The organism is Streptomyces sp. NPDC001020, assembly GCF_053599115.1.
Window position 1 is genome coordinate 65654 of the sequence record NZ_JBSFLQ010000022.1, and the last position, 25427, is coordinate 91080.

27 protein-coding genes and 1 pseudogene are annotated in these 25427 nt (G+C 70.3%); 18 read left to right on the forward strand and 10 right to left on the reverse strand.

The genetic code is table 11. The annotated features are described in order from the left end of the window. Window positions 1-116 precede the first annotated feature (116 nt). Window positions 117-539, forward strand: a complete 423-nt coding sequence (locus ACWDEX_RS21700; protein WP_450465344.1) for a YjbQ family protein — start codon at window positions 117-119, stop codon at window positions 537-539. 24 nt (window positions 540-563) lie between these two features. Here ACWDEX_RS21700 and ACWDEX_RS21705 read toward each other — a convergent pair whose 3' ends face one another. Beyond that, window positions 564-1040: a DUF5994 family protein gene (locus ACWDEX_RS21705; RefSeq protein ID WP_381567129.1), complete on the reverse strand. Its 477-nt coding sequence runs from the start codon at window positions 1038-1040 to the stop codon at window positions 564-566. A 304-nt stretch (window positions 1041-1344) separates the two neighbouring features. Between ACWDEX_RS21705 and ACWDEX_RS21710 the strand changes: the two genes are divergently transcribed. The 7 genes from ACWDEX_RS21710 (at window position 1345) to ACWDEX_RS21740 (ending at window position 6888) form a co-directional block, all read left to right on the forward strand. After that, on the forward strand, window positions 1345-1905 hold the full coding sequence (locus tag ACWDEX_RS21710) for a DUF5994 family protein (protein ID WP_450465345.1): 561 nt from the start codon (window positions 1345-1347) through the stop codon (window positions 1903-1905). Window positions 1906-1910: 5 nt separating this feature from the next. Beyond that, complete coding sequence (locus ACWDEX_RS21715; protein WP_221910767.1) at window positions 1911-2171, forward strand: hypothetical protein; 261 nt, start codon at window positions 1911-1913, stop codon at window positions 2169-2171. A 2-nt stretch (window positions 2172-2173) separates the two neighbouring features. Then, the gene (locus ACWDEX_RS21720) at window positions 2174-2464 is read left to right on the forward strand and encodes a hypothetical protein (protein ID WP_221910766.1); all 291 of its coding nucleotides are present in this window, start codon (window positions 2174-2176) and stop codon (window positions 2462-2464) included. A gap of 218 nt (window positions 2465-2682) precedes the next feature. After that, window positions 2683-2931, forward strand: a complete 249-nt coding sequence (locus tag ACWDEX_RS21725; RefSeq protein WP_221910765.1) for a hypothetical protein — start codon at window positions 2683-2685, stop codon at window positions 2929-2931. Between the two features lie 638 nt (window positions 2932-3569). Beyond that, window positions 3570-4886: a homogentisate 1,2-dioxygenase gene (gene hmgA / locus ACWDEX_RS21730; RefSeq protein ID WP_450465347.1), complete on the forward strand. Its 1317-nt coding sequence runs from the start codon at window positions 3570-3572 to the stop codon at window positions 4884-4886. A 27-nt stretch (window positions 4887-4913) separates the two neighbouring features. After that, window positions 4914-5663 carry a GntR family transcriptional regulator gene (locus ACWDEX_RS21735; protein ID WP_450465348.1) on the forward strand — a complete coding sequence of 250 codons (750 nt, stop codon included), beginning with the start codon at window positions 4914-4916 and terminating at the stop codon, window positions 5661-5663. A gap of 49 nt (window positions 5664-5712) precedes the next feature. Next, window positions 5713-6888, forward strand: coding sequence for a type ISP restriction/modification enzyme (locus tag ACWDEX_RS21740; protein ID WP_450465350.1), 1176 nt, complete (start codon window positions 5713-5715; stop codon window positions 6886-6888). 392 nt (window positions 6889-7280) lie between these two features. Here ACWDEX_RS21740 and ACWDEX_RS21745 read toward each other — a convergent pair whose 3' ends face one another. Further along, a complete protein-coding gene (locus ACWDEX_RS21745; protein ID WP_450465351.1) occupies window positions 7281-7550 on the reverse strand; it encodes a hypothetical protein in 270 nt (89 codons plus the stop codon). Window positions 7551-8046: 496 nt separating this feature from the next. On the opposite strand from ACWDEX_RS21745, the gene ACWDEX_RS21750 reads away from it, so the two are divergent. Then, window positions 8047-9663 (forward strand): protein kinase domain-containing protein, encoded by a 1617-nt coding sequence (locus tag ACWDEX_RS21750; RefSeq protein WP_450465352.1) that lies wholly within the window; start codon window positions 8047-8049, stop codon window positions 9661-9663. Between the two features lie 3 nt (window positions 9664-9666). On the opposite strand, the gene ACWDEX_RS21755 is transcribed toward ACWDEX_RS21750, so the two are convergent. Next, complete coding sequence (locus ACWDEX_RS21755; RefSeq protein WP_450465353.1) at window positions 9667-10461, reverse strand: SGNH/GDSL hydrolase family protein; 795 nt, start codon at window positions 10459-10461, stop codon at window positions 9667-9669. Window positions 10462-10708: 247 nt separating this feature from the next. Here ACWDEX_RS21755 and ACWDEX_RS21760 point away from each other — a divergent pair. The 3 genes and pseudogenes from ACWDEX_RS21760 to ACWDEX_RS21770 all read left to right on the forward strand — a co-directional run. Next, window positions 10709-10855, forward strand: a pseudogene (locus ACWDEX_RS21760) (GNAT family N-acetyltransferase); the annotation flags it as partial. A 486-nt stretch (window positions 10856-11341) separates the two neighbouring features. Continuing rightward, complete coding sequence (locus tag ACWDEX_RS21765; protein ID WP_450465354.1) at window positions 11342-12436, forward strand: DUF5925 domain-containing protein; 1095 nt, start codon at window positions 11342-11344, stop codon at window positions 12434-12436. Window positions 12437-12489: 53 nt separating this feature from the next. After that, the gene (locus tag ACWDEX_RS21770; protein WP_450465356.1) at window positions 12490-13272 is read left to right on the forward strand and encodes a DUF72 domain-containing protein; all 783 of its coding nucleotides are present in this window, start codon (window positions 12490-12492) and stop codon (window positions 13270-13272) included. Between the two features lie 50 nt (window positions 13273-13322). On the opposite strand, the gene ACWDEX_RS21775 is transcribed toward ACWDEX_RS21770, so the two are convergent. Continuing rightward, on the reverse strand, window positions 13323-13691 hold the full coding sequence (locus tag ACWDEX_RS21775) for a GntR family transcriptional regulator (RefSeq protein ID WP_450465357.1): 369 nt from the start codon (window positions 13689-13691) through the stop codon (window positions 13323-13325). Between the two features lie 72 nt (window positions 13692-13763). Between ACWDEX_RS21775 and ACWDEX_RS21780 the strand changes: the two genes are divergently transcribed. Next, window positions 13764-14693: a GNAT family N-acetyltransferase gene (locus tag ACWDEX_RS21780; protein ID WP_450465358.1), complete on the forward strand. Its 930-nt coding sequence runs from the start codon at window positions 13764-13766 to the stop codon at window positions 14691-14693. Further along, window positions 14674-15174 (forward strand): DUF402 domain-containing protein, encoded by a 501-nt coding sequence (locus ACWDEX_RS21785; RefSeq protein ID WP_450465359.1) that lies wholly within the window; start codon window positions 14674-14676, stop codon window positions 15172-15174. The genes ACWDEX_RS21780 and ACWDEX_RS21785 overlap by 20 nt, the downstream gene beginning before the upstream one ends. Window positions 15175-15183: 9 nt before the next feature. On the opposite strand, the gene ACWDEX_RS21790 is transcribed toward ACWDEX_RS21785, so the two are convergent. Then, a complete protein-coding gene (locus ACWDEX_RS21790) occupies window positions 15184-15822 on the reverse strand; it encodes a class I SAM-dependent methyltransferase (RefSeq protein WP_450465360.1) in 639 nt (212 codons plus the stop codon). 126 nt (window positions 15823-15948) lie between these two features. Between ACWDEX_RS21790 and ACWDEX_RS21795 the strand changes: the two genes are divergently transcribed. After that, window positions 15949-16083 (forward strand): hypothetical protein, encoded by a 135-nt coding sequence (locus ACWDEX_RS21795; protein ID WP_450465362.1) that lies wholly within the window; start codon window positions 15949-15951, stop codon window positions 16081-16083. Between the two features lie 31 nt (window positions 16084-16114). Here the strand turns inward: ACWDEX_RS21795 and ACWDEX_RS21800 are convergent, their stop codons facing one another. The 3 genes from ACWDEX_RS21800 to ACWDEX_RS21810 all read right to left on the reverse strand — a co-directional run bounded on the left by ACWDEX_RS21800 (window position 16115) and on the right by ACWDEX_RS21810 (window position 18093). After that, window positions 16115-16576 (reverse strand): GNAT family N-acetyltransferase, encoded by a 462-nt coding sequence (locus ACWDEX_RS21800; RefSeq protein WP_450465364.1) that lies wholly within the window; start codon window positions 16574-16576, stop codon window positions 16115-16117. A 20-nt stretch (window positions 16577-16596) separates the two neighbouring features. Further along, on the reverse strand, window positions 16597-17454 hold the full coding sequence (locus ACWDEX_RS21805) for a lipase family alpha/beta hydrolase (protein WP_450465365.1): 858 nt from the start codon (window positions 17452-17454) through the stop codon (window positions 16597-16599). A gap of 192 nt (window positions 17455-17646) precedes the next feature. After that, window positions 17647-18093, reverse strand: a complete 447-nt coding sequence (locus ACWDEX_RS21810; RefSeq protein ID WP_450465366.1) for a MarR family winged helix-turn-helix transcriptional regulator — start codon at window positions 18091-18093, stop codon at window positions 17647-17649. A 91-nt stretch (window positions 18094-18184) separates the two neighbouring features. Between ACWDEX_RS21810 and ACWDEX_RS21815 the strand changes: the two genes are divergently transcribed. Beyond that, on the forward strand, window positions 18185-18559 hold the full coding sequence (locus tag ACWDEX_RS21815) for a cupin domain-containing protein (protein WP_450465367.1): 375 nt from the start codon (window positions 18185-18187) through the stop codon (window positions 18557-18559). A 206-nt stretch (window positions 18560-18765) separates the two neighbouring features. Then, window positions 18766-22218 carry a DNA polymerase III subunit alpha gene (locus ACWDEX_RS21820; RefSeq protein WP_450465368.1) on the forward strand — a complete coding sequence of 1151 codons (3453 nt, stop codon included), beginning with the start codon at window positions 18766-18768 and terminating at the stop codon, window positions 22216-22218. A 4-nt stretch (window positions 22219-22222) separates the two neighbouring features. Here the strand turns inward: ACWDEX_RS21820 and ACWDEX_RS21825 are convergent, their stop codons facing one another. Continuing rightward, window positions 22223-22945 carry a DUF4328 domain-containing protein gene (locus ACWDEX_RS21825; protein WP_450465369.1) on the reverse strand — a complete coding sequence of 241 codons (723 nt, stop codon included), beginning with the start codon at window positions 22943-22945 and terminating at the stop codon, window positions 22223-22225. A gap of 276 nt (window positions 22946-23221) precedes the next feature. Here ACWDEX_RS21825 and ACWDEX_RS21830 point away from each other — a divergent pair, with 276 nt between their 5' ends. Further along, window positions 23222-24229 carry a DNA polymerase Y family protein gene (locus tag ACWDEX_RS21830; protein ID WP_450465370.1) on the forward strand — a complete coding sequence of 336 codons (1008 nt, stop codon included), beginning with the start codon at window positions 23222-23224 and terminating at the stop codon, window positions 24227-24229. Window positions 24230-24284: 55 nt separating this feature from the next. Here the strand turns inward: ACWDEX_RS21830 and ACWDEX_RS21835 are convergent, their stop codons facing one another. Continuing rightward, complete coding sequence (locus ACWDEX_RS21835; RefSeq protein WP_450465371.1) at window positions 24285-25364, reverse strand: S1 family peptidase; 1080 nt, start codon at window positions 25362-25364, stop codon at window positions 24285-24287. Window positions 25365-25427: the final 63 nt, after the last annotated feature.

Genomic DNA, 25427 nt, shown 5'->3' on the forward strand with positions numbered 1-25427 from the left:
GAACCGACCGGCCCTTGACGTGGGTCGAGCGGAGGGGCGGCTTCGGTGATCGGAGTCCGGCGGAACAACCCGTCCAGCCGTCAGCGCTGCTCCTGTACAGCGGGTACTGGTGAACCATGACCGGCACCTTCACCACCCGCACCGTCGACGTGACAACCGGCTCCGCCGAAACCATGCACGACCTGACGAACGCGTGCTCCGCGTTCCTCCGGGAGGTCGCTCACGGGAGAGACGGACTGCTGAACGTCTTCACCCCGCACGCGACGTCCAGCCTGGCCGTCATCGAGACCGGGGCCGGCAGTGACAACGACCTGCTGGCGGCCCTCCGTGAGGTTCTTCGCGCGGACGACCGCTGGCAGGACCGCCACGGCGGTACGGTCCCCGGCCGCGATCACATGCTCCCGGCCCTGGTCCCGCCCCACGCCACGCTGCCCGTGGTCGGCGGTGAGCTGGAGCTGGGGACCTCGCAGTCCGTCGTTCTGGTGACCACCGGCCGGGACACCCCCGACCGAAAGATCCGGCTGTCCTTCCTCGGCTGACCGTACGCCGCGCTGCCCAGGCGTTCAGGTCCGCGGAGTGCTGCCGGTGTCGATGAGGATCTGTTCGGCCCGGGTGACATTGTCGGCCCGTACGGCTCTGGCCATTGCGGCCCGTGCCGCGTCGGGTGCCGCGTCGGGCGGGACCACCAGCAGAGCGAAGTGATCGTTCTCGCCCCGGGTAATGAGGACCGTGTCGTCACCGACCGGGAAGGAGTCGATGCGCACGACCCGGTCGTCAATGGCCAGCCGCGTCGGGAGCTCCTGCCAGGCACTCTCGTCCAAGCCGACGCGCGTGACGGGGCCGAGGTGCTCGGTCAGGGCAGTGATCAGACCGGGAAGCTCGGCACCGATGTCGCGGGAGCGCGGCCACCACGCGCCGTCCAGGACTCCCCCGCGCTCTTGCGTCGTCTCCAGCCGCAGGAGCGCCGTCCCAGGTCTCACAGAATGGTAAATCGCATCCGGCAGAAGCCCGGGAAGGCGTGGGGTGCCGGAATCGGCCATGAGTGCTCGCCTGTCTCCGAGAGTTCCGCGCATTCGCTCGTCGTCCGGAATGTGCCGGCAGCACCGGGCGAAGCGCTCGCAGTAATCCCACCGTACTCCGCAGGCCGGCGGCGGGTCGCCCACAGGGTCGTCGCACGCCCGCGTTCCCGCAAGGTTGCCTGGTCGCGCGAGGCCTGCGGACCCGCCTGCCGGAGTAGGGTGAAGAAGCCGAGAACACTTCGCACACCGGCGCCCATGCGGGTGTCGTTCCCGGCGATTCGCACTGCCGGGCCGTCGACGACGAGCCCGGGGCAGGGTTCGCATCATGGCTGTCACTGTCGACCGTATGACCACCGGCGAGCATGCCCCTCCGCCGCCCGCTCGCCTGTCCCTGACGCCGGGAACGGTGCCGGGGCTTCTGGATGGTGCCTGGTGGCCTCGCTCGCGTGACCTCTCCCGCGAGCTCCCCGCACTGGCGGAGAGGCTGGACCACTCCTGGGGGCGGGTTACCCACGTCACGGTGAATCCGGCCTTCTGGCCCGTGATCCCGCGCAAGGTTCCCGTCACCGGACACACGGTGCACGTGGGGTGGTTCACGAATGAGCAGGACCCGCACAAGCTCCTCGTGTTCTCCTACACCGCAGAGCGCCTGGACCTGCTGATCATCCCGCCGGAGACCGCCCCGGCCGCGGCCGCCAGGCTGATGTCCGCCGCGACCACCCCCGGAGGCCTCCTCACCGCGAGCAGGCTGATGGAGGACGAGCGAGCGGCCGACGACGCAAGGGAGTCACGGGACCGCGAAGAGGAATGGGAGACCGAGGGTGGGACCACACCACCACCGGCCGGGAACCCGACCGGGCCTCCGCCCTCCGCCCGAGGGATGTGAGGGCAGTGGAGATCGCCGTCATCCTGGCCTTGATCCTGGGCCTGATCACTGTGGGAGCCGTCCTGATTCGTCGGCTCAACGCCCAGCACGACGAAAGGATCGCAAGCTTCCACTACAGCGGCGTCCTGCCGTGGCGCGACAGCAGCAGCCGGAAGCGCCCCCGGTCGACCATCGACCCCGCCGGCCCCCTCCTCGCCCGTAACCGCCGCGAGCAACCGCACGGGGACCGCGGACGCCGCCGGATCTACTCCGGACGGAGGCGGTGATCATGACGTCCGCACACGCCACGCCCACCCCCGCACCAGCGGATCCGGTACCCCCGGCGGGATACGCCGACATCCGCGTCGTCGCCGCGTCCCCCGAGACCGCCCGCCGCGTCGCGGAAGTCCTCCGGCACTGCTTCGATTCCACCGAACAACGCAGCTACCCGGCCGGCCGCGAAGGCGGTACCCGACTCCACTTCACTGTGGACACAACGCATTCCGCCGAACCCGCGCGATCCTGGCTGGCGACCAGCCGGGCTTCGGCCGCCGACCGCCCACAGCACGGCGACGTCTGAACAGCCCGTGCAGTGCATGCCCCTGCACAAGCCCTCAGGTCAGCGACCTGAGGGGCATCGGTGAATCGCCACCTCGACTTGATCGGCTTCACCCGTGTGAAGGAGGCTCCGCCCCGTGCCAGGCTGCCGTGAGCAGGAGCAGGGCCCCAGCCAGTGGACGCCGCGACATCCCCTCGTCCCCGAGGGCGAAGCTCACGAAAGTACCGTAGCGTTGGCCCATGAGCGTCTTCATCAAGCTGGTGGAGAATCGGCCGCCAAAGGAGTACGCGAACGAGCGTAGGGCGGATATCTCCTACGACGACACCGTTGAGGAGAATTCCGAGATCTCTTACCAATACGACGTACTTCCCAGCGGGGCCCTGAGAATCCTCCGGGTTATGAGAGGAGCGGAAGCCGTCATCCATGCGGTCTACGCCCCGGGCCTGTGGTTCCGCGTCGAGGGCCTCTGCCGCGGCACTACGGAATAGCGGCACGAACAGGGCCCGAACAGGAAACGTCATACCTCGGCTGCTGGAACGAGGCCGGATCGCGCGGGAGCGACCACACGAGATCTACCGACCGAGCCGAACGCGCGACGTCACCCAGCTCGGGCACCCACTTGAGGCCGTCCAGCCCCGAGAACACCTTGCCGGGGTGCTCGCCCCATATCCCGCGCCTCTCCTGTTCAGCAGGACCGTTGCCAGTCAGGAGCCTTCAGGGACCGTCCGGGGACGTTGATCACCCTGCGGTGGCTCCTTCCACCGCCCGCCTCGCCCGACGTTCCGCAGCAGGTGCGACTTCAGCCGGGCCCACTCGGCGTCGGGTAGATCACCCCGCCCCACAAGAGTCGGAACGACATGGACGCCGCCCAGTCACCAGACCCGTAGGACACTGCCTAGACCAGCGTCCCAACCGGGTAGCCGGGCCTCACGATGCAAGGTAAATCTACGCAACTCGCACACCTGCCGTGCAGGGATACCTTTCATCTCGCTGGTCACCATCAATGAACGATGCACTGTCGAGCTGCACCGGACAGGCCGGTCCGCATCGATCCGTCACGCCCCCTTGCGCGTCGGACCCCCGAATCCTACGGTGTTACATAGGAATAAGTGACGAGGGAGCGGTGATGAGCGGCGACGCGAGGAAGACCGCGGAGGGGCTGTCCTATCTCTCCGGTTTCGGCAACGAACACAGCTCCGAGGCGGTACCGGGCGCCCTGCCCGACGGCCGCAACTCCCCGCAGCGCGCTCCGCTCGGGCTGTACGCGGAGCAGTTGAGCGGCACGGCGTTCACGGAACCCCGGGCGCACAACCGCCGTTCATGGCTGTATCGCATCCGCCCCTCGGCGGCGCACCCGGCCTTCACCCGCGCGGACAACGGCGCGCTGCGCTCGGCTCCGTTCACGGAGACGGTGCCCGACCCGAACCGGCTGCGCTGGAACCCCCTGCCGGAACCCGCGGCGGGGACGGACTTCCTGGCCGGCCTGTGGACCCTCGGCGGCAACGGCGACGCCGCTCAGCGCGCCGGCATGGCCGTGCATCTGTATCACGCCAACGCGTCCATGGACCGGGTGTTCAGCGACGCCGACGGTGAGCTGCTGATCGTCCCGGAGCGGGGCGGGCTGCTGCTGCGCACCGAGTTCGGGATGCTGCATGTGGAACCTGGTCATGTGGCGCTGGTTCCACGTGGGGTGCGCTTCCGTGTGGAGCTGCTCGACGAGTGGGCCCGCGGTTATGTGTGCGAGAACTACGGTGCACCCTTCCGGCTGCCCGACCTCGGCCCGATCGGCGCCAACGGCCTCGCCAACGCCCGCGACTTCCGTGCCCCGGTGGCCGCGTACGAGGACGTCGAGGGCCCGGTCGAGGTGGTGAACAAGTTCTGCGGCAACCTCTGGACGGCCGTCTACGACCACTCGCCGCTCGATGTCGTCGCCTGGCACGGCAACCATGTGCCGTACGTCTATGACCTGCACCGGTTCAATGTGATCGGCACCATCAGCTACGACCATCCGGACCCGTCGATCTTCACGGTGCTGACCTCACCGAGCGACACTCCGGGTCTGGCGGGCATCGACTTCGTCGTCTTCGCGCCGCGCTGGCTGGTGGGCGAGGACACCTTCCGGCCGCCGTACTTCCACCGGAACGTGATGAGCGAGTACATGGGTCTCATCGAAGGCGCGTACGACGCCAAGGCGGAGGGCTTCGTTCCGGGCGGCGGCTCGCTGCACAACATGATGTCGGCGCACGGTCCGGACCAGGAGACGTTCGAGAGGGCCAGCGCCGCCGAGCTCGGGCCGCAGAAGATCGACGACGGGCTGGCGTTCATGTTCGAGACCCGCTGGCCGGTCACCCTGACGCCGCACGCGGCAGCGGCGGACCACCTGCAACGTCGGTACGACGACGTGTGGCAGGGCGTCGAGCGCCACTTCCGCCCGGTGCGCTGAGTGGCGACGACCGGTACGGACAGCCCCGTGTCCTCCTTCGCCCCCGACTCGGTCGTCCTGAACCGAAAGCTGCCTCTCTGGTATCAGGTGTCGCAGTCGCTGCGTGCCTCGATACTCAGCCGCTCGCCCCGGGACCCGTTGCGCCTGCCCACGGAAGAGCAGTTGGCGGGACACTACGGGGTGAGCGTGCTGACCATGCGGCAGGCGTTGAAGGAACTGGAGGAGGAGGGGCTGATCAGCCGCCACCGCCGGCGCGGCACGTTCATCGAGCCCAGTGCGCTCAGGGGCGCCCCGGTACGGCTGCTGGGCTCGGTGGACGCGATCGTGGCCCAGCAGTCCGGCATGACGACGGAGTTGCTGGAACATGGCCGGGTCCCGGTGCCGGCCGAACTCGCCGAGTACTTCCCGGATCTGGCGGAGGTCGCCACGTACCACCGGTTGCGCAGCGACGAGAACACGGGCGAGCCGACCAACCACGCCCGCAACTACGTCCGTCCCGAGCTGGCCCGCCTCATCGACCGCGAGGATCTGACGCGGTGGCCGATGACCAAGGTGCTGCGGGACGTCGTGGGCGCGAAAATCAGCCGCATCACGGACACCGTGGAGGCGCGGCTGGCCGACCCGGAGACGGCACGGCTGCTCCAGGTCCCGCTGCTCAGCCCGATCCTGCACTACACCGGCATCGCGTACGACGCCGAAGGGTTGCCGCTCGACGTGGCGGTGATCCACTACCGGGGGGACCGTTTCTCGTTCACGGTCACCCTCGAGGCCGACTGACTCGAGAGCTGTCCCGACAGGCGACGCCTGCCAGGGCACCAGTCGTACGATGCCCAGCGTGACGTACGACGACGCTCCGCTGCTCGCGGACCTCCTGCCGTGGTCCGTCGCACCTCTGCGGCCGGGCCGGGCCTGGCCGTCGGCGCCCGACGCGGATTCGCTGAGGGCGCGCTGGGGCGCGCTGATGAGGGCCGAACCGTCCGGCCGCGAGGCGCTGTTCGAGCCCTCGCGTGCGCGCACGCTGCACACGTCGGTCGGGCAGCTACCGGGCCGGGCCGGCGGAACCGGGAGGCTGTTGCGTGCCTCGGGCCCCTGCCCGGAGCCCGTTCGTGTGCTGCACGCACCGTTCGACGAGCAGTGGCTGATCCCCGACCACCGGCTGATCGACGTGGCCCGCCCCGAGTTGTGGCGGGTGGCGGACCCGCACCAGGTCTTCGTCGTGGAGACGGCCGCCGCCTCCGGTTCTGCGGGCCCGTTCCTGCTGGTGTCGTCACTGCTGCCGGTGCTCCGGGCCGGCCGCGTCCGCCCGCTGTACCGGCGCCCCGGTGGCAGGGAACCGAACCTGACGCCGGGCCTGTTGGAGCATCTGGGTGCCCGTCTCGGCCACCGCCCTGAGCCGGAGGATGTCCTTGCCTGGTGCGTGGCGACCGTACGCCGTGGCCCCGACGGCCTCGCCGTCCCCCTCACCGAGGACCCCGGACTGTGGGCACGCGGAGCCGAGTTGGGCCGCCGGATGCTCTGGCTGATGCGCCGGGACGGCGAGCGCCCCAAGCTTCCTGGCGGCCGGCGGCCGTATGTCCGCGCTCCGCTGCCCGCGCGTCCCATGGCACTCCACTACGACCGCGACGAGGAGACCCTCCACCTCGACGGGGGCCGTATCTCCCCGGTCCCGCCACAAGCCTGGGACTTCGAGGTGGCCGGGGCCCGGATCCTGGAGCAGTGGTTCGCGGCCCGGACCGCCGAGCCGCAGCCCGGCACCCTGGCGGCGATCCGCCCGGCCGCCTGGCCGCAGGCCTGGACGTCCGAGCTGCTGGAACTGATCACGATCCTCGCGCTCCTGGCCGAACTCCGACCGCGGCAGTCGGAGCTCGAGTTGGCCGCCCCCGTCACGGCCACCGAGCTGCGCACAGCGGGGGTGCTCCCGGTGCCGGAGACGGCCCGTCTGCCCGCTTCGGTGCTGGACCACCACGAGGAGGGCCCCGAGGGCCAGTTCGCGCTGCTCTAGTCGGAGGACCCTGACAGGGGGCGGCGCGGCGGAGGCACCGGCGCGACGGGGCGGTCGCCCACCCGCTGGGGCGCCAGTCACCTGACGGCAGGCATGAGGCAGGGCCCCCCTTTCAAGGCCTCTCGATCGGAGGGGACCGTCGGGACACGGCGGAACATCCGAGCCGACGGGGTGGGAATGCCGGTGGTTCCGCCCACAGCGCTGCTACCGGGTGGGGGCGAGACGCGCATGGGGGACGTGCCCGCGCCCGGGAGCACACCGAGGCGCTGCCGCGCGCCGTGGGGATGGCGGACGACTCGATCGCAGCGCTGTGCCGGGACGGTGTGGCGGCCTGAGCGTGGGCTCTTGCGAGACGCCCGCGTCGCGGGCGCCGGGAGGAACGCCGGTGTCGCTCAGCGCCCGCCGAACAGTGAACGCCGCAGTCGGCGCAGCGGAGCGAAGAGCGAGACCCCCCTCACGCGCGCACCCCTGTCGGAGCGGTCGTGCGCGGCACTACGCGAGGTCAGTTCGCGCATCAGCAAGGTCGCCTCGGCCGTCTCGCGCTGCGGAACGGCAGGACCCGCCAGCACCGAGAGATGGCGGTCGAGCCGCGAACTGGTCGCACTGTTCCCGCAGACGATGGCAGGGACTCTTGCCCTGCTGCGCACTGTTATCTGTTCCATGTCACTCCCCACCCGTACGAGTCCACCCGGCCCGGGCAGAGTAACCCTATCGCCCCCTCGCGGCACTCGTGTATCGCGGGCCCAGGATTCACCTTCTCTGTAAGGGGATTGACGATCACTGTCCGAATCCGACGGTTTGGAGGGAGAGTTGGAGGGAGGATCGGCTGGTGACGATGTGTGACGCCGTCGGTCCGGACCGTTGTGGTGGGTGACGTCGCCGAGCGCTGGGACCCCTTGTCGTCCCGGGGCGTGTCGCGAGCGAGGAGCTCGAGGGGAGCACGGGTGCACGGTGAGGCGCGTGGGCCGGAGTTGACGCACCCTGCCGCCTGGCAGTGCGCCGGGTCCACCGAGGGCGACGACCGTGCTCCTCGGCCTCCTGCTCGTCGTCGCCTCGTGGCCCGGTGTTCAAAAGGGACGGCATCCGCGCTCGGTTGAGCTAATTTGGGGAGAAATCGCGCGGAGTGAATTCGTCGCGCGGATGTGAATGGGGGCGGACGTGTCCGAAGAGCCCGGCCGTGAACGTGTGGTCGCGGAGCGCTACCGTCTGCTGTCCCCCCTCGGCGAGGGCGGCATGGGAACGGTGTGGCGGGCCCGCGACGAGGTCCTGCACCGGGAGGTGGCCGTCAAGGAAGTGCGTGCCCCGGTCGGGCTTTCGGCGGCCGAGATCGAGCGCCTGTACACCCGTCTGGAGCGCGAGGCCTGGGCCGCCGCCCGGGTGGCGCACCGGAACGTGGTGACGGTCTACGACGTGGCCCACGAGGACGGCCGTCCGTGGATCGTGATGGAACTGATCCGCGGCATCGCCCTGTCGGATCTGCTGGACGCGGAGGGCCCCCTCGCTCCACAGCGGGCGGCGTCCATCGGCGCCGAGGTGCTTGCCGCACTGCGCGCGGCGCACGCGGCCGGGGTGCTGCACCGGGACGTCAAGCCGGCCAATGTGCTGCTGGCGAACGACGGCCGGGTGGTCCTCACGGACTTCGGTATCGCCCGGGTCGAGGGCAGCTCGGCGCTGACGATGACCGGCGAGGTCATCGGTTCGCCGGAGTTCCTCTCCCCCGAGCAGGCGCTGGGGCGCACTCTGGGGCCCGAGTCCGACCTGTGGTCGCTCGGTGTGCTGCTGTACGCGGCGGTCGAGGGCCACTCGCCGTTCCGGCAGGACACCCCGCTCACCACGCTGCGGGCGGTCGTCGACGAGGAACTGCCGCCACCACGCCGAGCCGGCCCGCTGACCTGGGTGATCGAGGGACTGCTGCGCAAGGACCCGGCCGAACGTCTCCCGGGCGAGCGGGTCGAGCAGGACCTGCGGATCATCAGCGCGGGCGGCACCCCACGCACGGGTGCGCCTACGTACACGCCGACCGTCGCGGCCTTCCCGGACGGAGCACCTGATCCTCATCCGCCCGCCTCCGGGGCCGACTCCGTGACCGGGCCCACCTACACGGCTCCGCCCGAGCCTGCGAGGCGCAACCGCCGTGCCGTCGTCGCCCTTCTCGTGGGCCTGACCGCCCTCGCGCTGGCCGTGGCAGGACTGACGTACGCCTTGGTGAACCGCGATGCCGGCGACAACGGGGGGAACCCGGGCGGCGGGGCCACGCGGCACGGCAACAGCACTGTCACCAGCGGCGGTCCGAGCAGTCCCGCGAAGAGCACCGGCGCGGGTACCACTGCGACCAGCACTCCTACCAGCGGTTCCCCGTCCCCCAGTACGAGCCGTCATACGGACAGCCCGCCCGCCCAGTCCGTGTCGGTGAAGGTCGTGGGCGAGCACACCGACTACTCCGGCGTCTGCTGGTCGCCGGATTCGGAGGCACCCACGTTCACGGCGACCTTCACGGTGGGCAGCGTCCCGGCCGATGTGTCCTACCGCTGGGTCGCGAGCGCGGGGCAGATCTCGAACCCGGAGTGGACAACGCTGTCGTTCCCGAAGGGCGGCGAGCGGACGGCGCAGCGGCAGATCGCGATCACCACCGACGACACGGGTGGCACGACGGTGCGCGGCAAGGTGCACTTGGAGGTGCGCGGCCCGGTGCGGGCCACGTCCAACTCGGTTCCGTTCTCGATCACCTGCGAGACGGAGACCCCGACGGGCGGGGCCTCCCCCTCCGCTTCTTGACCGTCAGGCCAGGCTGTTGAGCAGCGGCAGGTAGCCGCCGGACTGGCCGGCCGCGGTCGGGTGGTAGGACTCGCCGATGTTCAGCCAGTCGACGCTGTGCAGCCAGGAGTCTCCCGAGCAGATCTCGTGGCCACTGAAGGTGGAGCGGGTGTCACCGAAGGCGAAGCCGTGGTTGGCGGCACGCTTGGCGATGGCGGCGTCGATGTAGTCGGCTGCGCCGTTTATGGCCGACCGCTTGGTCTCGGACAGCCCGAGGCAGAGGGTGGTGTTGAGCTTGTAGAAGCGGGGGTAGCCCAGAACGACCACGCGGGCCGAGGGGGCCTTGGACCTGATCGCGTTGTAGACGGCGTCGAGCCGGCTGGGCAGGGTCGAGTCGACGTACGCCTTGGCCGTGGCGATCCGCGACAGGCAGGCGCTGTCGGAGGTGATCACACAGTTCGTCATGACATCCGCGAAGCCGGCGTCGTTGCCTCCGATGCTGATGGAGACGAGGCTCGTGGACGAGTTGAGGGCACCGAGCTGATTGTTGATCACATCGGTGGTGACGGCGCCCGAGCAGGCCATGAAGCTGAACGAGGACGGGGCGTGGGAGGCCTGCCACAGGTACGGGTAGGCCTTGGTGCTGCGTTTGCAACTGCTGGAGTCGATGTAGCTGCCGGAGCCGACACCGGAGGAGTAGGAGTCACCGAGGGCCACATAGGCCCCTGTCGATGCCTGCGCCGAGGCCGCCCCCGTGAGGGCGATGCCGATGGCGAGGAACAACGAAGTCACGTACGCCACAAGGCGAGTACGTCTCATGGAATCTCCTTTGCGGGGGGTGGGGCACGAACGGTGCCGCAACTGTGGTACCAGCTACGCGCGTTGACCGGAAGTGTTCATGCCAAGATTTAGCGCTTGCTCAGATCCCGCCCCCGCATGACCACTGCCCGATTGATTACGTGACCATGACAGATATGTGACGACGTGCCAACCCCTTGAAATCTTGAGGAAGTTGCCCCACTCTTTCCTCAGCCCTGGGCGGAACACACCGCTCCGAGACCATGCACCTGCCGGGTTCTTCCCGTTCCAGAGAACTGCCGCCGGGGTCGGCCGGGCCGTCTGGGAGTTCGACCACCTGATGGAAGGCCAGACGCCGTTCGAGGCAGGAGCCTCCGGCGCCTTCACCTCCCCGGTCATGGACATCGACCAGGGGTTGTGAACTGCTGCTGCTTGACAGCACTTGAGTGCGTTCTGGCGTGCATGAGTAAGTGCTGTGGCTCAGCGCGCTGGATTCCGGGGATGGGAATGGGAGTTCTTGTATCGAGTGCGTGACCGGTGCGGGTAGGTGCTCGTTGACTGCGGTGGCAGGGTCTTCGGTTGTCGGGCGGGGCGTGGATCATGGGCGGGTTGCGGGAGGTGGCGGCGTCGTTCGTGGTGCCCGGCCCGTTGGTGGTTGCCGTCCGTACCTGTCTCAAGGGCAGATCCCGAAGTGACTGCACCAGCACCACAGAGGAAACCTCACCCAGCCAGGCCCGTTCGTCGGACCAAATCACCGGTCATACGACAGCAACCCACATCTCCGGGTACGGCCCCGCGCCCCCGGCCGGTGGGCGCGGCGCACGCACGCCATGCGCAGTACCCGGGGGACAGGCCGCGGAAATCCGGTGCGCTGGGCGCCTGAGTGACGGATCATGGCGGCATGTCCGCGAACCCACACGACGCTCTGCCGATCCGGCTCGCCGTCGACGACAGCGACTCGCCGTCCGACGTCGTCGACGCGCTGTTCCTCGGCCGCTTCGCGACGGGCGAGCAACCGTACTCGCACGCGGCGAACATCGACCGCGTACGGTCCGGGGCCACTCTTCTGCCACCGGGCGCCCGGCTGCTGCGGGCCGCCCGCGACGACGACCGCAGCGCGACGCTCGCCGAAGGGGACGGCTGGACCCTGCTGGTCTCCCGCTGGAACCGCGGCGCTGACGTCACGGTCACCGCGACCAGCGCCGAACTGGCCGAACAGGTGCTGGACCAGGCCACGGACGGCGCGGCGGACGAGCCGGAGCCACAGCCGGAGAACGTGACGATGGGGTTCTGGTACGTGTCGCCGAGGCGCGGCGCGCACCGTACGACGCGTCAGATCTCGGCAGGCACCTGGGAGGAGGTCCGTCCGAACTACACGGCGCCGGTGGCGGACACCATGGACCGGCTGATGAAGACGACACCGGAAGACATCGCGGGCCGTCTGCTGCTGCTGCACGGCCCGCCGGGCACGGGCAAGACGTCGGCGCTGCGCACACTCGCCCGCTCGTGGCGGGACTGGTGCCAGGTGGACTGCGTCCTGGACCCCGAACGCCTGTTCTCGGACGTCGGCTACCTCATGGACATCGCGATCGGCGAGGAGGAGGTGGCGGGCAAGGGCCGCTGGCGGCTGCTCCTGCTGGAGGACTGCGACGAGCTGATCCGCGGCGAGGCCAAGCACACGGCCGGCCAGGCGCTGTCACGTCTGCTGAACCTGACGGACGGACTACTGGGACAGGGCAGGAACGTTCTGGTGGGCGTCACGACCAACGAGGCCCTGGAACGCCTCCACCCGGCTGTCGTCCGCCCCGGCCGCTGCCTGGCCCGGATCGAGGTCGGTCCGCTGACCCGTACGGAGGCGGTGAGCTGGCTGGGCCGGGAGGAGGGCGTGGGCCGCGACGGCGCGACACTGGCGGAGCTGTACGCGCTGCGGCGGGGGACAACGCCCGCATCGGTGCCGGACCAGCGGGCGGATGCGGACTCCGGGCTGTACCTGTAGCTCTACCTGCAGCTCTACCTGTAGAAGAGCGCGGCCGGTGCTTTGATGGACGTATGACCCTGTTGGTCGGCACATCGGGGTGGCAGTACCGGGACTGGCGGGACGTCCTGTACCCGGCCGACGTACCCATGCGGCTGTGGCTGGAGGAGTACACGACACGGTTCGCCACGGTCGAGATCAACAACGCGTTCTACCGGCTGCCGTCCCGGGAGACCTTCGAGTCCTGGCGGGAGCGGGTGCCGCGGGACTTCGTGGTCGCGGTGAAGGCGAGCCGGTACCTGACGCACATCAAACGTCTGCGGGATCCCGAGGAGCCGGTGCACCGCCTGATGAGCCACGCGGCAGGCCTCGGCGACCGCCTGGGCCCGGTCCTGCTGCAGCTTCCGCCGACCCTGCGCGTGGATCCGGTCCTCCTCGACGACTGCCTCGCCCGCTTCCCCTCCGGCACCAGGGTCGCGGTCGAACCGCGCCACGACTCGTGGTGGACGCCTCGGGTGCGCGGGGTGCTGGAGGCCCGGGGCGCGGCGCTGTGCTGGGCCGACGTACTGTCCCGCCCGGTCACCCCGCTGTGGCGGACCGCCGACTGGGGCTACGTCCGCTTCCACGCGGGCCGTGCCCGGCCGTGGCCTCACTACGGCCGCCAGTCCCTGACGACCTGGGTCCACCGCGTCGCCGAGGCCTGGCCCGAGGGCCGGGACGTGTACGCCTACTTCAACAACGACCCGCACGCGGCGGCGGTCCTGGACGCGACGGCGTTCGCCCGCGCGGCCACGGCGGCAGGCCTGCCGGTGACCCGCACGCCCTCACACCTGCCGACGCCCGCGGGCACGGCGTGAGCCCGCACGGTGCCGGACCCGGCCCCGCAGCCCCGGGCGGCAACCCGTCCTCAGTCCCCGTAAGCCGACCGCAGGGCATCCTGTATCGCGGCCAGCGCCGCGGATTCGTCCAGTCCGAGCCGCCGTACCTTCTCGGCATAGGCCTGCGCCGCTGCCGCCGCCTCGCGCTCGGCGGCTGAGCCGGCGGCGGCCACGAACGTTCCGTTGCGCCCCCGCGTCTCGATCACCCCGTCGGCCTCCAGCGCCTTGTACGCCTTGGCGACCGTGTTGGCCGCGAGGCCGAGGGACTCGGCCAGCCCTCGCACGGTGGGCAGCCGGTAGCCCACCGGCAGCACCCCCGAGCGGGCCTGCTCGGAGATCTGCATCCGCACCTGTTCGTAGGGCGGTGCGCTCCCGTCGATGTGAATCTTCAAGGTCACGGGGCGATTGTCCCGCACTCTTCAGGAAAATGATGAGCGTTCCGGCGCTTGTTCCGCGTACTGTGCGCCCTCATGACTGTGATCGTGCGCGACCTCAGGCCCGACGTTCCGGCCGACGTGGAGGGCTTCGCCCGTGTCCGCCACCTCGCGCTCCCGTACATCCTGTGGACGCCGGACGCCGTCCGCCACCATCTCCTCCACAGCCCCCCGGACGCTCGCCGCCGCTGCCTTGTCGCGGAAGAGGACGGCGAGGTGATCGGCACGGCCCAGATCGGACTCGCCCACGACAGCCCGGAGCCGGGCCAGGGCCAGCTCAACGTCTACGTCCGCCCGGACAGGACCCGGCGCGGCGCCGGCGAGCTCCTCGTCCGCGCCGCGGAGGAGTATCTGGCCTCCCTCGGCGCGACCAGGCTGTTCGCCTGGGTCCTGGACGAGCCGGCCAACCGCGCCTTCGCCGAGCGGCACGGCTACCGGAGCAGCCGCTCCGCCCACTTCCTGCGCCTGGACCTGGCGCAGGCCACGCTCCCGCCGCCCGGAACCCTTCCCGCGGGCGTCGAGCTGCGCACCGGCGCCGACTTCGCGGACGATCCGCGTCCGCTGTTCGAGCTGGACGCGGAGACGATGGAGGACGAACCGGGCGACATCGACTCCGAGTTCACCGACTACGAAGCCTGGGTCGAGGAGTACTGGAAGCATCCGCTCCTGAACCGCGAACTGACCACGGTCGCGGTCGTCGACGGTCGCCCCGCCTCCTTCAGCGTGGCCTACACGGACGGTACGGACCGCTACGTCACCGCCATGACCGGCACCGCCCGCGCCTTCCGCGGCCGCGGCCTCGCCAAACTCGCCAAGAACGATTCCCTGCACCGGGCCCGCGCCGCCGGGTTCACCCAGGCGTTCACGGGCAACGACGTCGGCAACGGCCCGATGCTCGCCATCAACAAGTGGTTCGGTTACGAGATCTGCGCTACGGAGGTCCGGTATGTCCGCGAACTCGGCTGAGGTGACGACCCGGGTGGAGGTCGTCCTCGTCAAGGCGGGCCGCACGAAGATCCGTTACCCTGCCGGGCTGCTCCACGACGACGGCACCCGGATCACCGTGCGCGCCCCCTGGGCGGGCGACGGCGTCCGTGACTTCGGCTTCGTACGGTTCGAACCCGGTGACGTCTTCACCGAGTACTACTGGCGCGACCGGTGGTACGCGGTGAAGGAGGTCCGCGACGGGCAGGGAGTGCTGAAGGGCTGGTACTGCGACATCACCCGCCCGGCCACGCTCCGCGGCGGCGAGCTGGTCGTCGAGGACCTCGACCTGGACCTGTGGCGCTCCGCCGACGGCACAACCGTACTGCGCCTCGACGAGGACGAGTTCGCGGCGAGCGGCCTGGCGACGGCGGACCCGCGGGCGGCGACGGCTGCCACGCAGGCCCTCGACACCCTCGAACTCCTCGCCCGTCAGCATGACTTCGAGGCGCTGTTCGCCTGAGCCCGGTGCTCAGACCTCCGCCACCACCGCATACCGCTCGTCGGCCACCTCCTTCCCCCACAGCCGGGCGTCGTCCGACAGCCGCTCGACGCGGACGTCCCGGGCGAGGGGCGCAAGGAGGTCGGTCAGGTGGTCGGCGGGCACACCGACCGGGCTCACCGTCCCCCACACGCCCTCGACCAGTACCAGGCGTCCGCCGGGGCGCAGCAGTCCCCGCCAGTGCCGCAGAACGCGGCCTGGGTCGGGCAGGGTCCACAGCACATGGCGGACGAGGACGACGTCGAAGAGCTGCTCGCCGACCGGCGGGGTCGCGGCGTCACCGATATGGAACACGGTGTCATGGCCCGCCGTCTTGGCGCGGGCCAGTTCGACCATGGCCGGCGACAGGTCCACCCCCGTCACCCGGTAACCCCGCTCGGCGGCCAGCAGCGACAGGCTGCCCGTGCCGCAGCCCAGGTCCAGGAGGTCACCGGGACGGGGTGGCAGCCATGCCTCCAGCCGGGCGGCCCAGGCCTCGCGCACCGCAGGGTCGCGCAGCCCGTGGTCGGGTTCGTCGTCGAACGTGGCGGCCTCGATGTCCCAGTTCACCTCCGCGCCCGGGGCCGCCGAGGTTTCGGCCACCTTCTTCTTGGTCATGTACCCGGTCATGCCACCAGAGTGACAGTCACCACTGACAATCGCTTCACGGCAGTCGCCACACACAGCCCGCCACCGATCAGGAGCCGCACCGAAAGGCTCCACCTCCGCACACCCGGTAGGCACAAGGAGGCAGCTATGCGCCGAGTGACCGTGCACAAGCCCCTGAAGAAGACCGACTCCCGCCGGACGCGGGAGAAGGCCGACGAACTCCCCACCGGGCGTGCCGAGGTGCGAAAGGACATCGCACGCGTCTGGTGGCCGGACGGCTGATCCCGCCCGCCACCCGACGCCGTGAGAACCCTTACCCCAGCCGCTTGCGGTAGTGGACACGGTCGTACGGTCCGTCGACGCGGCGTTCCACGACCTCGTACCCGTACCTGGGGTAGATCTTCTGGTTCTCCCACATCATCGCGTTCGTGTAGAGCCTGACCTCGGGCAGCCCCAGCGCACGCGCGCGTGCATCGACGAAGGCGAGCAGCCGCCGTCCCACACCCCGTCCCCAGGCGTCGGGGTGCACGGCGATGCTGTCGAGGAAGAGATGGTCCTCGTACGCCTCCACCACCACGAGGCCGGCCACCGGATTCCCCGTCACGAACACCCGCCCCGCGGCCACATCCGCCGAGTGATCCTGCTCCATGGGCTGCGGCACCACACCGATCCGTTCGATGTAGTGGTGGTACGCCGCTTCGGTCACGGCCTTCACCGCTGGTACGTCGGCGGCGACGGCGGGCCTGACCTCCGCGTCTGTCCTGACATCTGTCATGTGACGCACGGTACTTGGGATCAGCTGAACGCCGACGCGCAGGTGGTCGCGGTGGCGTGGGCCGGGTCGAGGGCGTTCGCCACCTCGTGGAAGGCGATCCGGTCGGACAGGCCGATGGCCACGTGCTCGGAGAGGTCGACCGGGCAGAGGTTCTGCAACAGGACGTTACGGACGTCCGATCCGCTGAGGAACTGCGAGGTGTACGGTGTGACCACCTCGTCGAACCTGGTGGCGATGACCGTGTAGTGGACGCCGGCCACGGTGTCGCCGCCCGCGTTGAGCTTGGTCAGGAACGCGGAGCCGGCCACCTGGTCGGCGAGCCCGGGCGTTGCCATGGAGAGCAGGTCCCCGGCACCGGGGAAGTACGGCAGCAGGTTGGCGAGCCCGTTCAGGGTGGTGCCGTGGTTGTCGGGCGCGATACCGACGAGGGCGTTCACCTTGGCGGCGCCGCCGAGGAACTTCAGGTAGTGGCGGGGCATCATGCCGCCCTGCGAGTGGCCGACGATGTCGACCTTGGCCGCGCCGGTCGCGGTGAGCACCTTGTCGACGAAGGCCCCGAGCTGCTCGGCGGAGGTGGCGATGGGGCCGAGCCCATGGAAGAGGGGGACGCCCGGCAGCTGACCGTAGTCGAGCGAGAAGACGCAGTATCCGCGGCTCGTCAAGTAGGGCGCGAGGGTCAGCCAGTTGTCGACGGAGTTCGCGAACGTGCCGTGGACGAGGACCACCGGGCGGGGGTGGACGGCGGACGGCTTGCAGGAGTAGTCGTTCCACCCCCCGCTCGGTGCGGCGGCTTCGGCGGTGGCGGTGGGAATGACGGCGACCGCGGCGGTCAGCAGCAGCGCGGCCAGCGGTCTGAGCATGCGTTTCCAGGGCAGCATCGGGTGATCTCCTTGCGGCTCACGGAAGATGTGAAGACCTTGCGCCCTGTGATCCGGATCACGAGGATGCTGTTCACCCGTCAAGTTACGAACGAGTAGCCCGCGCGTGAAGTTACGTGTCGGTAAAAACTCCGGTGACGGCCGACGGTGCCCGCTATTCCTGGAAGCGAACCGACCCCGCGTGACACTCGGTCACCAGGCAGGCCGGATCGGCCCACGGGGCGCCATGCGCAGCAACTGTCCTCGCAGAGCACGCATTTCGCGCTCCCCGAGTAGTTCCGCCCAGGGCCGCACAGCCTCCGCCGCGGCCTCCTCGGCGGCCCGGGTGCACTCCCAACCGTGCTCGGTGAGCACGATGAGCCGGGCTCGCGCGTCCTCGGGATGCGGCCGACGCTCGACGTACCCCTTGCGCACCAACTCGTCGACGAGCTGGCTCGCGGCTTGCTTGGTCACCCCGAGATGGGCGGCCAGCTCCGTGACGGTCGCGCCGTCCGGGGCGAGCCGGGTGAAGGCGAATCCGTGCGCGGGCCGCACCCCCTCGAAGCCGCGGGCGACGACACCGTCATGGATGCGCTGGGTGAGCTCACCGGCGACGGCGAGCAAGGCGGCGGACAGGGCCATGGCCTCGGAGTTCTGCACGAAGGCATTGAAACATCCTTGACAGATAGTCAAGCAGCTTGACTATTATTACAGTCAAGCAACTTGACCATCTCTCGACGGAGGCACACCCATGCCCATCGTCCGCTCACCCGAAGCCGTGACCCACGAAATGCACGGCGCCCGTTTCATCTCGTACGCCACCCCCGCGACCGGCAGCAAGGAGCTGTGCGCCTGGCGCGGCGAGATCCCCGCGGGCACCCGCGCCCCCCTCCACACCGTGACCCGGGAGGAGATCTTCCACCTGCTCGGCGGGGAGCTGTTGATCACGCTCGACGGCCAGACCGAACGGATCACCGCGGGTGACACGGTGATCATCAACCCCGGCGCGACCCTGGGGGTCGAGAACCCGACGGACGAGGTCGCCGTCTCCTGGGTCACCACCTCCATCGGCCTGGAGGCGGAACTCGCCGACGGCACACGCATCACTCCCCCCTGGGCGCACTGACACCCAGGTCACCCCAACTCCGCTGCCCCGTCATGAAGATGACGGGGCAGCGCTCGTTCGGCCCGCTTCCCCGATCACCTCGAAACCGATCTCACGTTCGAATCATGTCGCCGACCTGGGATGATGGGGTTAGAGTAATCGAACGCAAGTGCGACAGATATTTCGGGCGAATAGTCGAAAATAGGGTGGAGTGATGGAGGTGCGACATGGCGGACTTCGCGCATGTGCATGTCGCGTCCGGTTACTCCGCGCGGTACGGCGGCGCCCATCCCGAGCACCTCGTCCGACGGGCAGCCGAACGCGGCATGAGGGCGCTCGCGCTCACCGACCGGGACACGGTCACCGGTGCCGTACGGTTCGCCGAGGCCTGCGCCAGGGACGGGATCCGGCCGGTCTTCGGTGTCGACCTGGCGGTGGAAGCCCTCGCGCCCCCTCCCCCGGCACAGCGCCGCCGCACCCCGGCGCGCGGTGGCGCGCATGTGGTCGAACCGCCGCTGCGGGTCGTGCTGCTCGCCCGGAACCGGACCGGATGGGCCCGGTTGTGCCGCATCACCTCGGCCGCCCACGCCGGTGCCGTGGGCGGCAGGGCGCCGGTCGTGCCGTGGCAGGCGCTGCGCGAGCACGGCGGCCCCGACCTGATCGTGCTGCTCGGGCCGCTCTCGGAGCCGGTGCGGGCGCTGGCGGCGGGCCGGGAGGACGTCGCGGTGAAGCTGCTGGCGCCCTGGCGGGAGATCTTCGGCGACGGGGTCCGGCTGGAAGCCGTCGTGCACAAACGTTCCGGCACCGGGCCCGGGTCGCTTCGCCTGGCCGCCCGCACCCTGACACTGGCCGACCGCACCGGTACCACCGCCGTACTCTCCAACGCCGTCCGCTACGCGGACCCGGACCAGCATCGCCTCGCCGACGTCCTGGACGCCGCGCGGCTGCTGCGGCCCATCGACCGGCGCCGCCTGGACAGCGGGCAGCGCTGGCTCAAGGACGAAGGAAGGATGGCCGGCATCGCGCGGCTGGTCGCCGAATGCGCCGGAGCCGATGACCGACGGGCACGTCGGCTGCTGGCGGACACCGCCGCCACGGCGGCCGCGTGCACGGTCGACCCCGCGGCGGACCTCGGCCTGGGCACACCGCATCTCCCGGAACCGGAAGTGTTCGGTGCCGAGCCCGGACCGGGCGGCGCGGCACGGCTGCTACGGCAGCGGTGCGAGGACGGCCTGGCCCGGCGGGGCCTGGAACACGACCGGCCCGCATTGGACCGGCTGGACGAGGAACTCGCCGTGATCTCCCGGCTGGGCTACGGCTCCTACTTCCTCGCTGTCGGCCAGGTCGTGGCCGACATCCGGGCGAAGGGCATCCGGGTCGCGGCCCGCGGCTCGGGCGCCGGGTCGATGGTCTGCCACGCGCTGGGCATCGCCACCGCCAACCCGCTCGACCACCACCTGCTGTTCGAACGCTTCCTGAGCGTGCGCCGGGCGTCGCTGCCCGACATCGACATCGACGTGGAGTCCGCCCGACGGCTGGAGTGCTACGACGCGATCTTCGACCGGTTCGGTGCGGAACGGGTGGCGGTCACCGCGATGCCCGAGACCTACCGGGCCCGCCGGGCCCTGCGGGACACCGGTCTCGCACTCGGGATCGCGCCGGCGGAGGTCGACCGGATCGCCAAGAGCTTCCCGCATCTGCGGGCCTCGGACATCACCGGTGCGCTCGCCGAGTTGCCCGAACTGCGGCAGTTGGCGGCCGAGGCGGACCGGTACGGGCCGCTGTGGGAGCTCGCCGAGGGGCTCGACTCCCTGGTCCACGGCATGGCCATGCACCCCTGCGGTGTGGTCATCAGCGACGCGACGCTCCTGGACCGGCTGCCGGTGCAGCCGACCCCTCAGGGCGACTACCCGATGGCGATGGCGGCGAAGGAGGAGATCGAGGCGCTGGGCAACATCAAGCTGGACGTCCTGGGCGTGCGGATGCAGTCCGCGATGGCCCATGCCGTCGCGGAGATCGAACGGACGACCGGCAACCGCATCGACCTGGACGACCCACGGCAGGTGCCGCTCGACGACGTCTTCGCGTTCAAGCTCATCCAGGAGAGTCGGACCCTTGGCCTGTTCCAGCTGGAATCCCCTGGCCAGCAGGACCTTCTCTCCCGGATGCAGCCCCGCGATCCGCAGGACGTCATCGCCGACATCAGCCTCTTCCGGCCCGGGCCGGTCGCCGGAGGCATGCCCGAGCGGTACATCGCCGCACGTCACGGAGGCTCGCCTGAGTACGCCCACCCGGACCTGGAGCCGGTGCTCGCCGACACCTACGGTGTGACCATCTGGCACGAGCAGATCATCGAGACCTTGTCGGTGATGACGGGCTGCGACCGTTCCCTGGCCGAGGTCGCCCGGCGGGCGCTCGGCGACAGGGCGCGGCTGCCCGGAATCAGGGACTGGTTCCATCGCCAGGCGCGCGCCCGCGGTTACAGCCCAGCGGTCCTGGACGAGGTCTGGAAGACCGTCGAGGCCTTCGGTGCCTACGGCTTCTGCCGGGCGCACGCGGTCGCCTTCGCCGTGCCCGCCCTGCAGAGCGCCTGGCTCAAGGCGCACTACCCGGCGTTCCTGCTGGCCGGCCTCCTCGAGCACGACCCCGGCATGTGGCCCAAGCGTGTCCTCGTCGCCGACGCCCGCCGCCACGGTGTGCCGGTCCTGTCCGTCGACATCAACCGCTCCGGGGTGAAGCACACCGTGGAGAAGACCGAGTCGGGGCAGTGGGGCGTGCGGCTGGCGCTGTCCGCGGTGCACGGCATCAGCGAGGGCCAGTGCGCACGGATCGAGGAGGGCCGGCCGTACGGATCGCTGTCGGACTTCTGGCAGCGGGCCCACCCCAGCAGGCCCGTCGCCGAACGCCTCGCTCAGATCGGCGCGCTGGACTGCCTGCACGACGGACAGCTGACCCGACGCGATCTACTGCTGCAGATCTCCGAGTTGCACCGGCAGTCCCGCACCCGGTCCGCGGGCACGGGCCAGTTGCCCCTCGACGCGGGAGCCGTCGGAGGAGCGGAGCCCAGCGGTCTGCCGGAGATGACCGGGCGCGAGGCCCTGAGCGCGGAACTGAGCACCCTCGGTATCGACGTCTCCAAGCACCTGATGGAGCACCACCACCGGCTGCTGCGGGAGATCGGCGCGACCGACGCGGCACATCTGGCCGGTATGCGCCCGGGCCGGCAGGTCCTCGTCGCCGGTGTGCGGGCCGCGACCCAGACCCCGCCGATCGCCAGCGGCAGGCGGGTCATCTTCGTCACCCTGGAGGACGGTTCCGGCCTGGTCGACCTGGCGTTCTTCGAGGACTCCCACCCGGCCTGCGCGCACACCGTCTTCCACAGCGGGCTGCTGCTGGTGCGGGGCACGGTCCAGGTACGCGGCACCCGTCGCACGGTCGTCGGCACCATGGCCTGGGACCTGGACAAGATCGCCGCCGCCCGCCGTGACCACGGCCCGGAGGCCGCGCTCGCCCTGCTCGGGGCCGACCACCCGTACCCGACTCCCGCCCAGCCGCAGCGCACCCTGGCCAACGGCACCACAGGCGCCCGGCTGCACCCGTACGCCGACCTGCAGCCGGCCGGCAGCCGTTCGGCCGATCTGAGGAAGCTCGGCTACACCAGCCCCGGTTCGGCAGGCTGACGTGTCACACGGGCAACGGTCCCGCCAGCGCCTTCTGGTGCTGCATCCGCGTCAGCCGCAGCACGACGGCGATGGCGAGCAGCGCGGCCGCGACATCGACGGCATCGGAGAACACCATCGTGCGGGACGCGTCGTGCAGTGCCGAAGCGGTCTCTGCGCGGTCGTACGAGGTGTAGGCGGCCCGGTCGGCGAGGAGCGAGACGATCCACAGCGACCACCAGGCGTTGACCAGTCCGTGCGAGCGGCGCGCGGCCCAGGGGGTGCTGGCGTCCCAGACGTCGAGGGCGATCCGGCGCGGGAACCAGAGGTTCACGACGGGGGTGAACCAGGCGCCGATCGCCCAGCCGCGCGACTTGCTGTGCGCGGACTGGTCGAACACCTCGGCGTTGACCCGCACCCGGTAGAACCAGCAGAGGTACACGACGATGCTGATCACCAGCGTGACGACCTGAGCGATGCCGGACACGCCGTACATGTCGTCGGCGTGGTCGGCGCGCCGGGTCACGTCGGGGCCGATGACGCCGTCCATGAGGTCGCCCGTGACGTCGAACTGCAGGAAGTCCGCCCAGATGGAGAACAGGTCCGCGGCGATGACGAGTCCGAGCGCCGCGGCGGCGGCCCGGCCGAGACCGACCGGCGACCGCAGCCAGGCCCCGGGGGCACCTACGTGCGACGGGCCGAGTGGCGGCGTGATGGCGCACTGGGCGCAGAGGGTGCCTTCGGGCACGGCGGCGGCATGGCGACAGCGGGCACAGAGCATACGGGTCCCCCGGGACGTACGAGACAGGCACAGACGTGGAAGCGCCGTGCACGACTCTCCCCGAGGCTCACGCACAGCATCCGGAAGATACGTTCCTGCAACTCTGCGCGTCCACTTCGACTACACCCGGGTCCGCCCGCTGACGCAGCCCTCGAAGTCGCACAAATATTCGAACAAGGTCTACGGTGGAAACAAGGAACGCCCGAGACACGTGAGGCGTCTGGTGAACCCAGGGAGTGCGGAATGGCCACGCGTCAGCGGCACATCGCCCACCTCCATCTGCACGCCACGCTGACGGAGGCCCAGCTCGACGACATCATCGAACTGATGTCAGGCATCACGCCTCATGTCCAGGCCGTCCCGCCGAACGCCGTTCAGCTCGACCTGACCTCGGCGCTCAGGTACTTCAACCAGTCCCCCTACAACGTGCTCCAGATGGCGATGCTCCGGCTGAAGGCCCTCTACGACATCGAAACCAGCGCCGGACTCGCGGGCAACCGCATGCTGGCCGCCATGGCGGCCGACACGTCCGCGCCGGGACACACCACCTGGGTCCCCACCGACCAGGCCGCCGACTGGCTGCGCCCCCGCCCGGTCATCGCGCTGCCGGGGATCGGCCGCGTCACCGCGACCACCCTCGACCGGTACGGTCTGCACACCATCGGCCAGATCGCCGATCTGCCGCCGGCGACCCTGCAACGCCTCCTCGGCGTCGGCCAGGCACGACTGCTGTCCGAACGCGCCCGCGGTCACGACCCCCGTCCGGTCACCCCGCTGGAACCGGCGGCACATTTGACCGCCGATCTCGTGCTCGACCGGGACTGCCTCGATCCCGCCCAGCATCACCGAGCCGTCCTCGGCCTCGCCGAACAGATCGGCAGACGCCTGCGCGGTGAAAGCCAGGTCACCGGGCGTATCACCCTCACGGTGCGATACGCCGACCGCAGCTCCACCACACGCACACGCAAGCTGACGGAACTCACCGACCACTCACCCGCCCTCGCCGAGGCCGCCCTGGGCCTGCTGGCCGGCCTCGGACTGCAGCGGGCGAGGGTACGCGCCTTCGCGATCCGCGCCGACGACCTGTCGCCGGCCGAGGCCGCTCACCGCCAGCTCTCCATGGACCCCGGCGACGACCGCTCCCGCGCCGCCGAGGCCGCCGCGGACAAGGCCCGCCACCGCTTCGGCTCAGGAGCCGTACGCCCCGCCACACTGGCCGGCGGCCCGGAACAGGCACCGGCCAGACGATGAAAGTCCCGCCCCCCGAAATGCGGGGGGCGGGACTTCGTCAGGCCGGCGGGAGGGGTCAGCCGATCTCGGCGCCCACCGCAGAGAGCGCCGCGGTGACCGGCTGGAAGAAGGTCTCACCGCCCGAAGTGCAGTCGCCGCTGCCTCCGGAGGTGAGGCCGATCGCGGTGTCGCCGTCGAAGAGCGCGCCACCGCTGTCACCGGGCTCGGCACAGACGTCGGTCTGGACGAGGCCGCTGACCGTGCCCTCCGCGTAGTTCACGGTGGCATCCAGGCCGGTGACCGTGCCGGAGTGCACCTGGGTCGTCGAGCCGCTGCGCGTCACCTTCTCGCCGACCGTCGCATCGCCCGCCTTGGTGATGGCCTGCGTGGAGCCGTTGTAGAGGTCGACGGCGCTCGGGTGGTCGACCTCCGCCGTGTACTTGACCAGACCGAAGTCGGTGCCCGGGAAGCTGGACTGCTCGTTCTGGCCGATCTCCTTGCCGTCGGAGTCCGACCAGGTGGAGATCGCCTCGGTGCAGTGTCCGGCGGTGAGGAAGTACGGCTGGCCGCCCTTGACCACGTTGAAGCCGAGCGAACAGCGCCCGCCGGAACCCTTGATCGCGTCACCGCCCGCGATGAACGCCTTGTACTCCGCCTTGGACCGGCGCAGTTCGGCCCGTCCGCCCAGGCCGTCGACGACCTTGGTGAGCTTCGCCCACTCGGCCTGCGAGACGGTCTTGTCGGCCGTGACGACGACCCTGTTGCTGCGGGGGTCGGTCGCCCACGAGGTGCCGGGGATGGTCGCGTCCTTGGTGAGCGTGGTGCGGGCGCCCGCCAGTTCGCTCAGGGTGTGCCGGACGATTCTGGCCTGGGCCCCGGCCGCCCTGACCTTCTTCGCGCCCGCTTCGTCGAGCACGTTGACGACGAGGTGCTTCGCCTTCGCGTCGTAATACGTTCCGGCCGTACCGGCGCCCAGGTCCTTGTCGAGCGACGAGGCGAGCTTTCCAGCCGCGGCGACCGAGAGGGTGTGGGGCGTCTCGGCCTTCGGAGTCTCACTCGCGTTCGCGTTCTGGAAGGTGACACCCGCGGCGATCAGTGCGGCAACGCCGGCGCCGGCCAGGGCCGCGCGCCGCTTGGGTATGCGTCGGTGCTTCAACTCACGTCCTCCTGTGGGGGGTCGACCGCGGGGAGATGGTGGGGGGCCGCCGCGGCCGAAAGG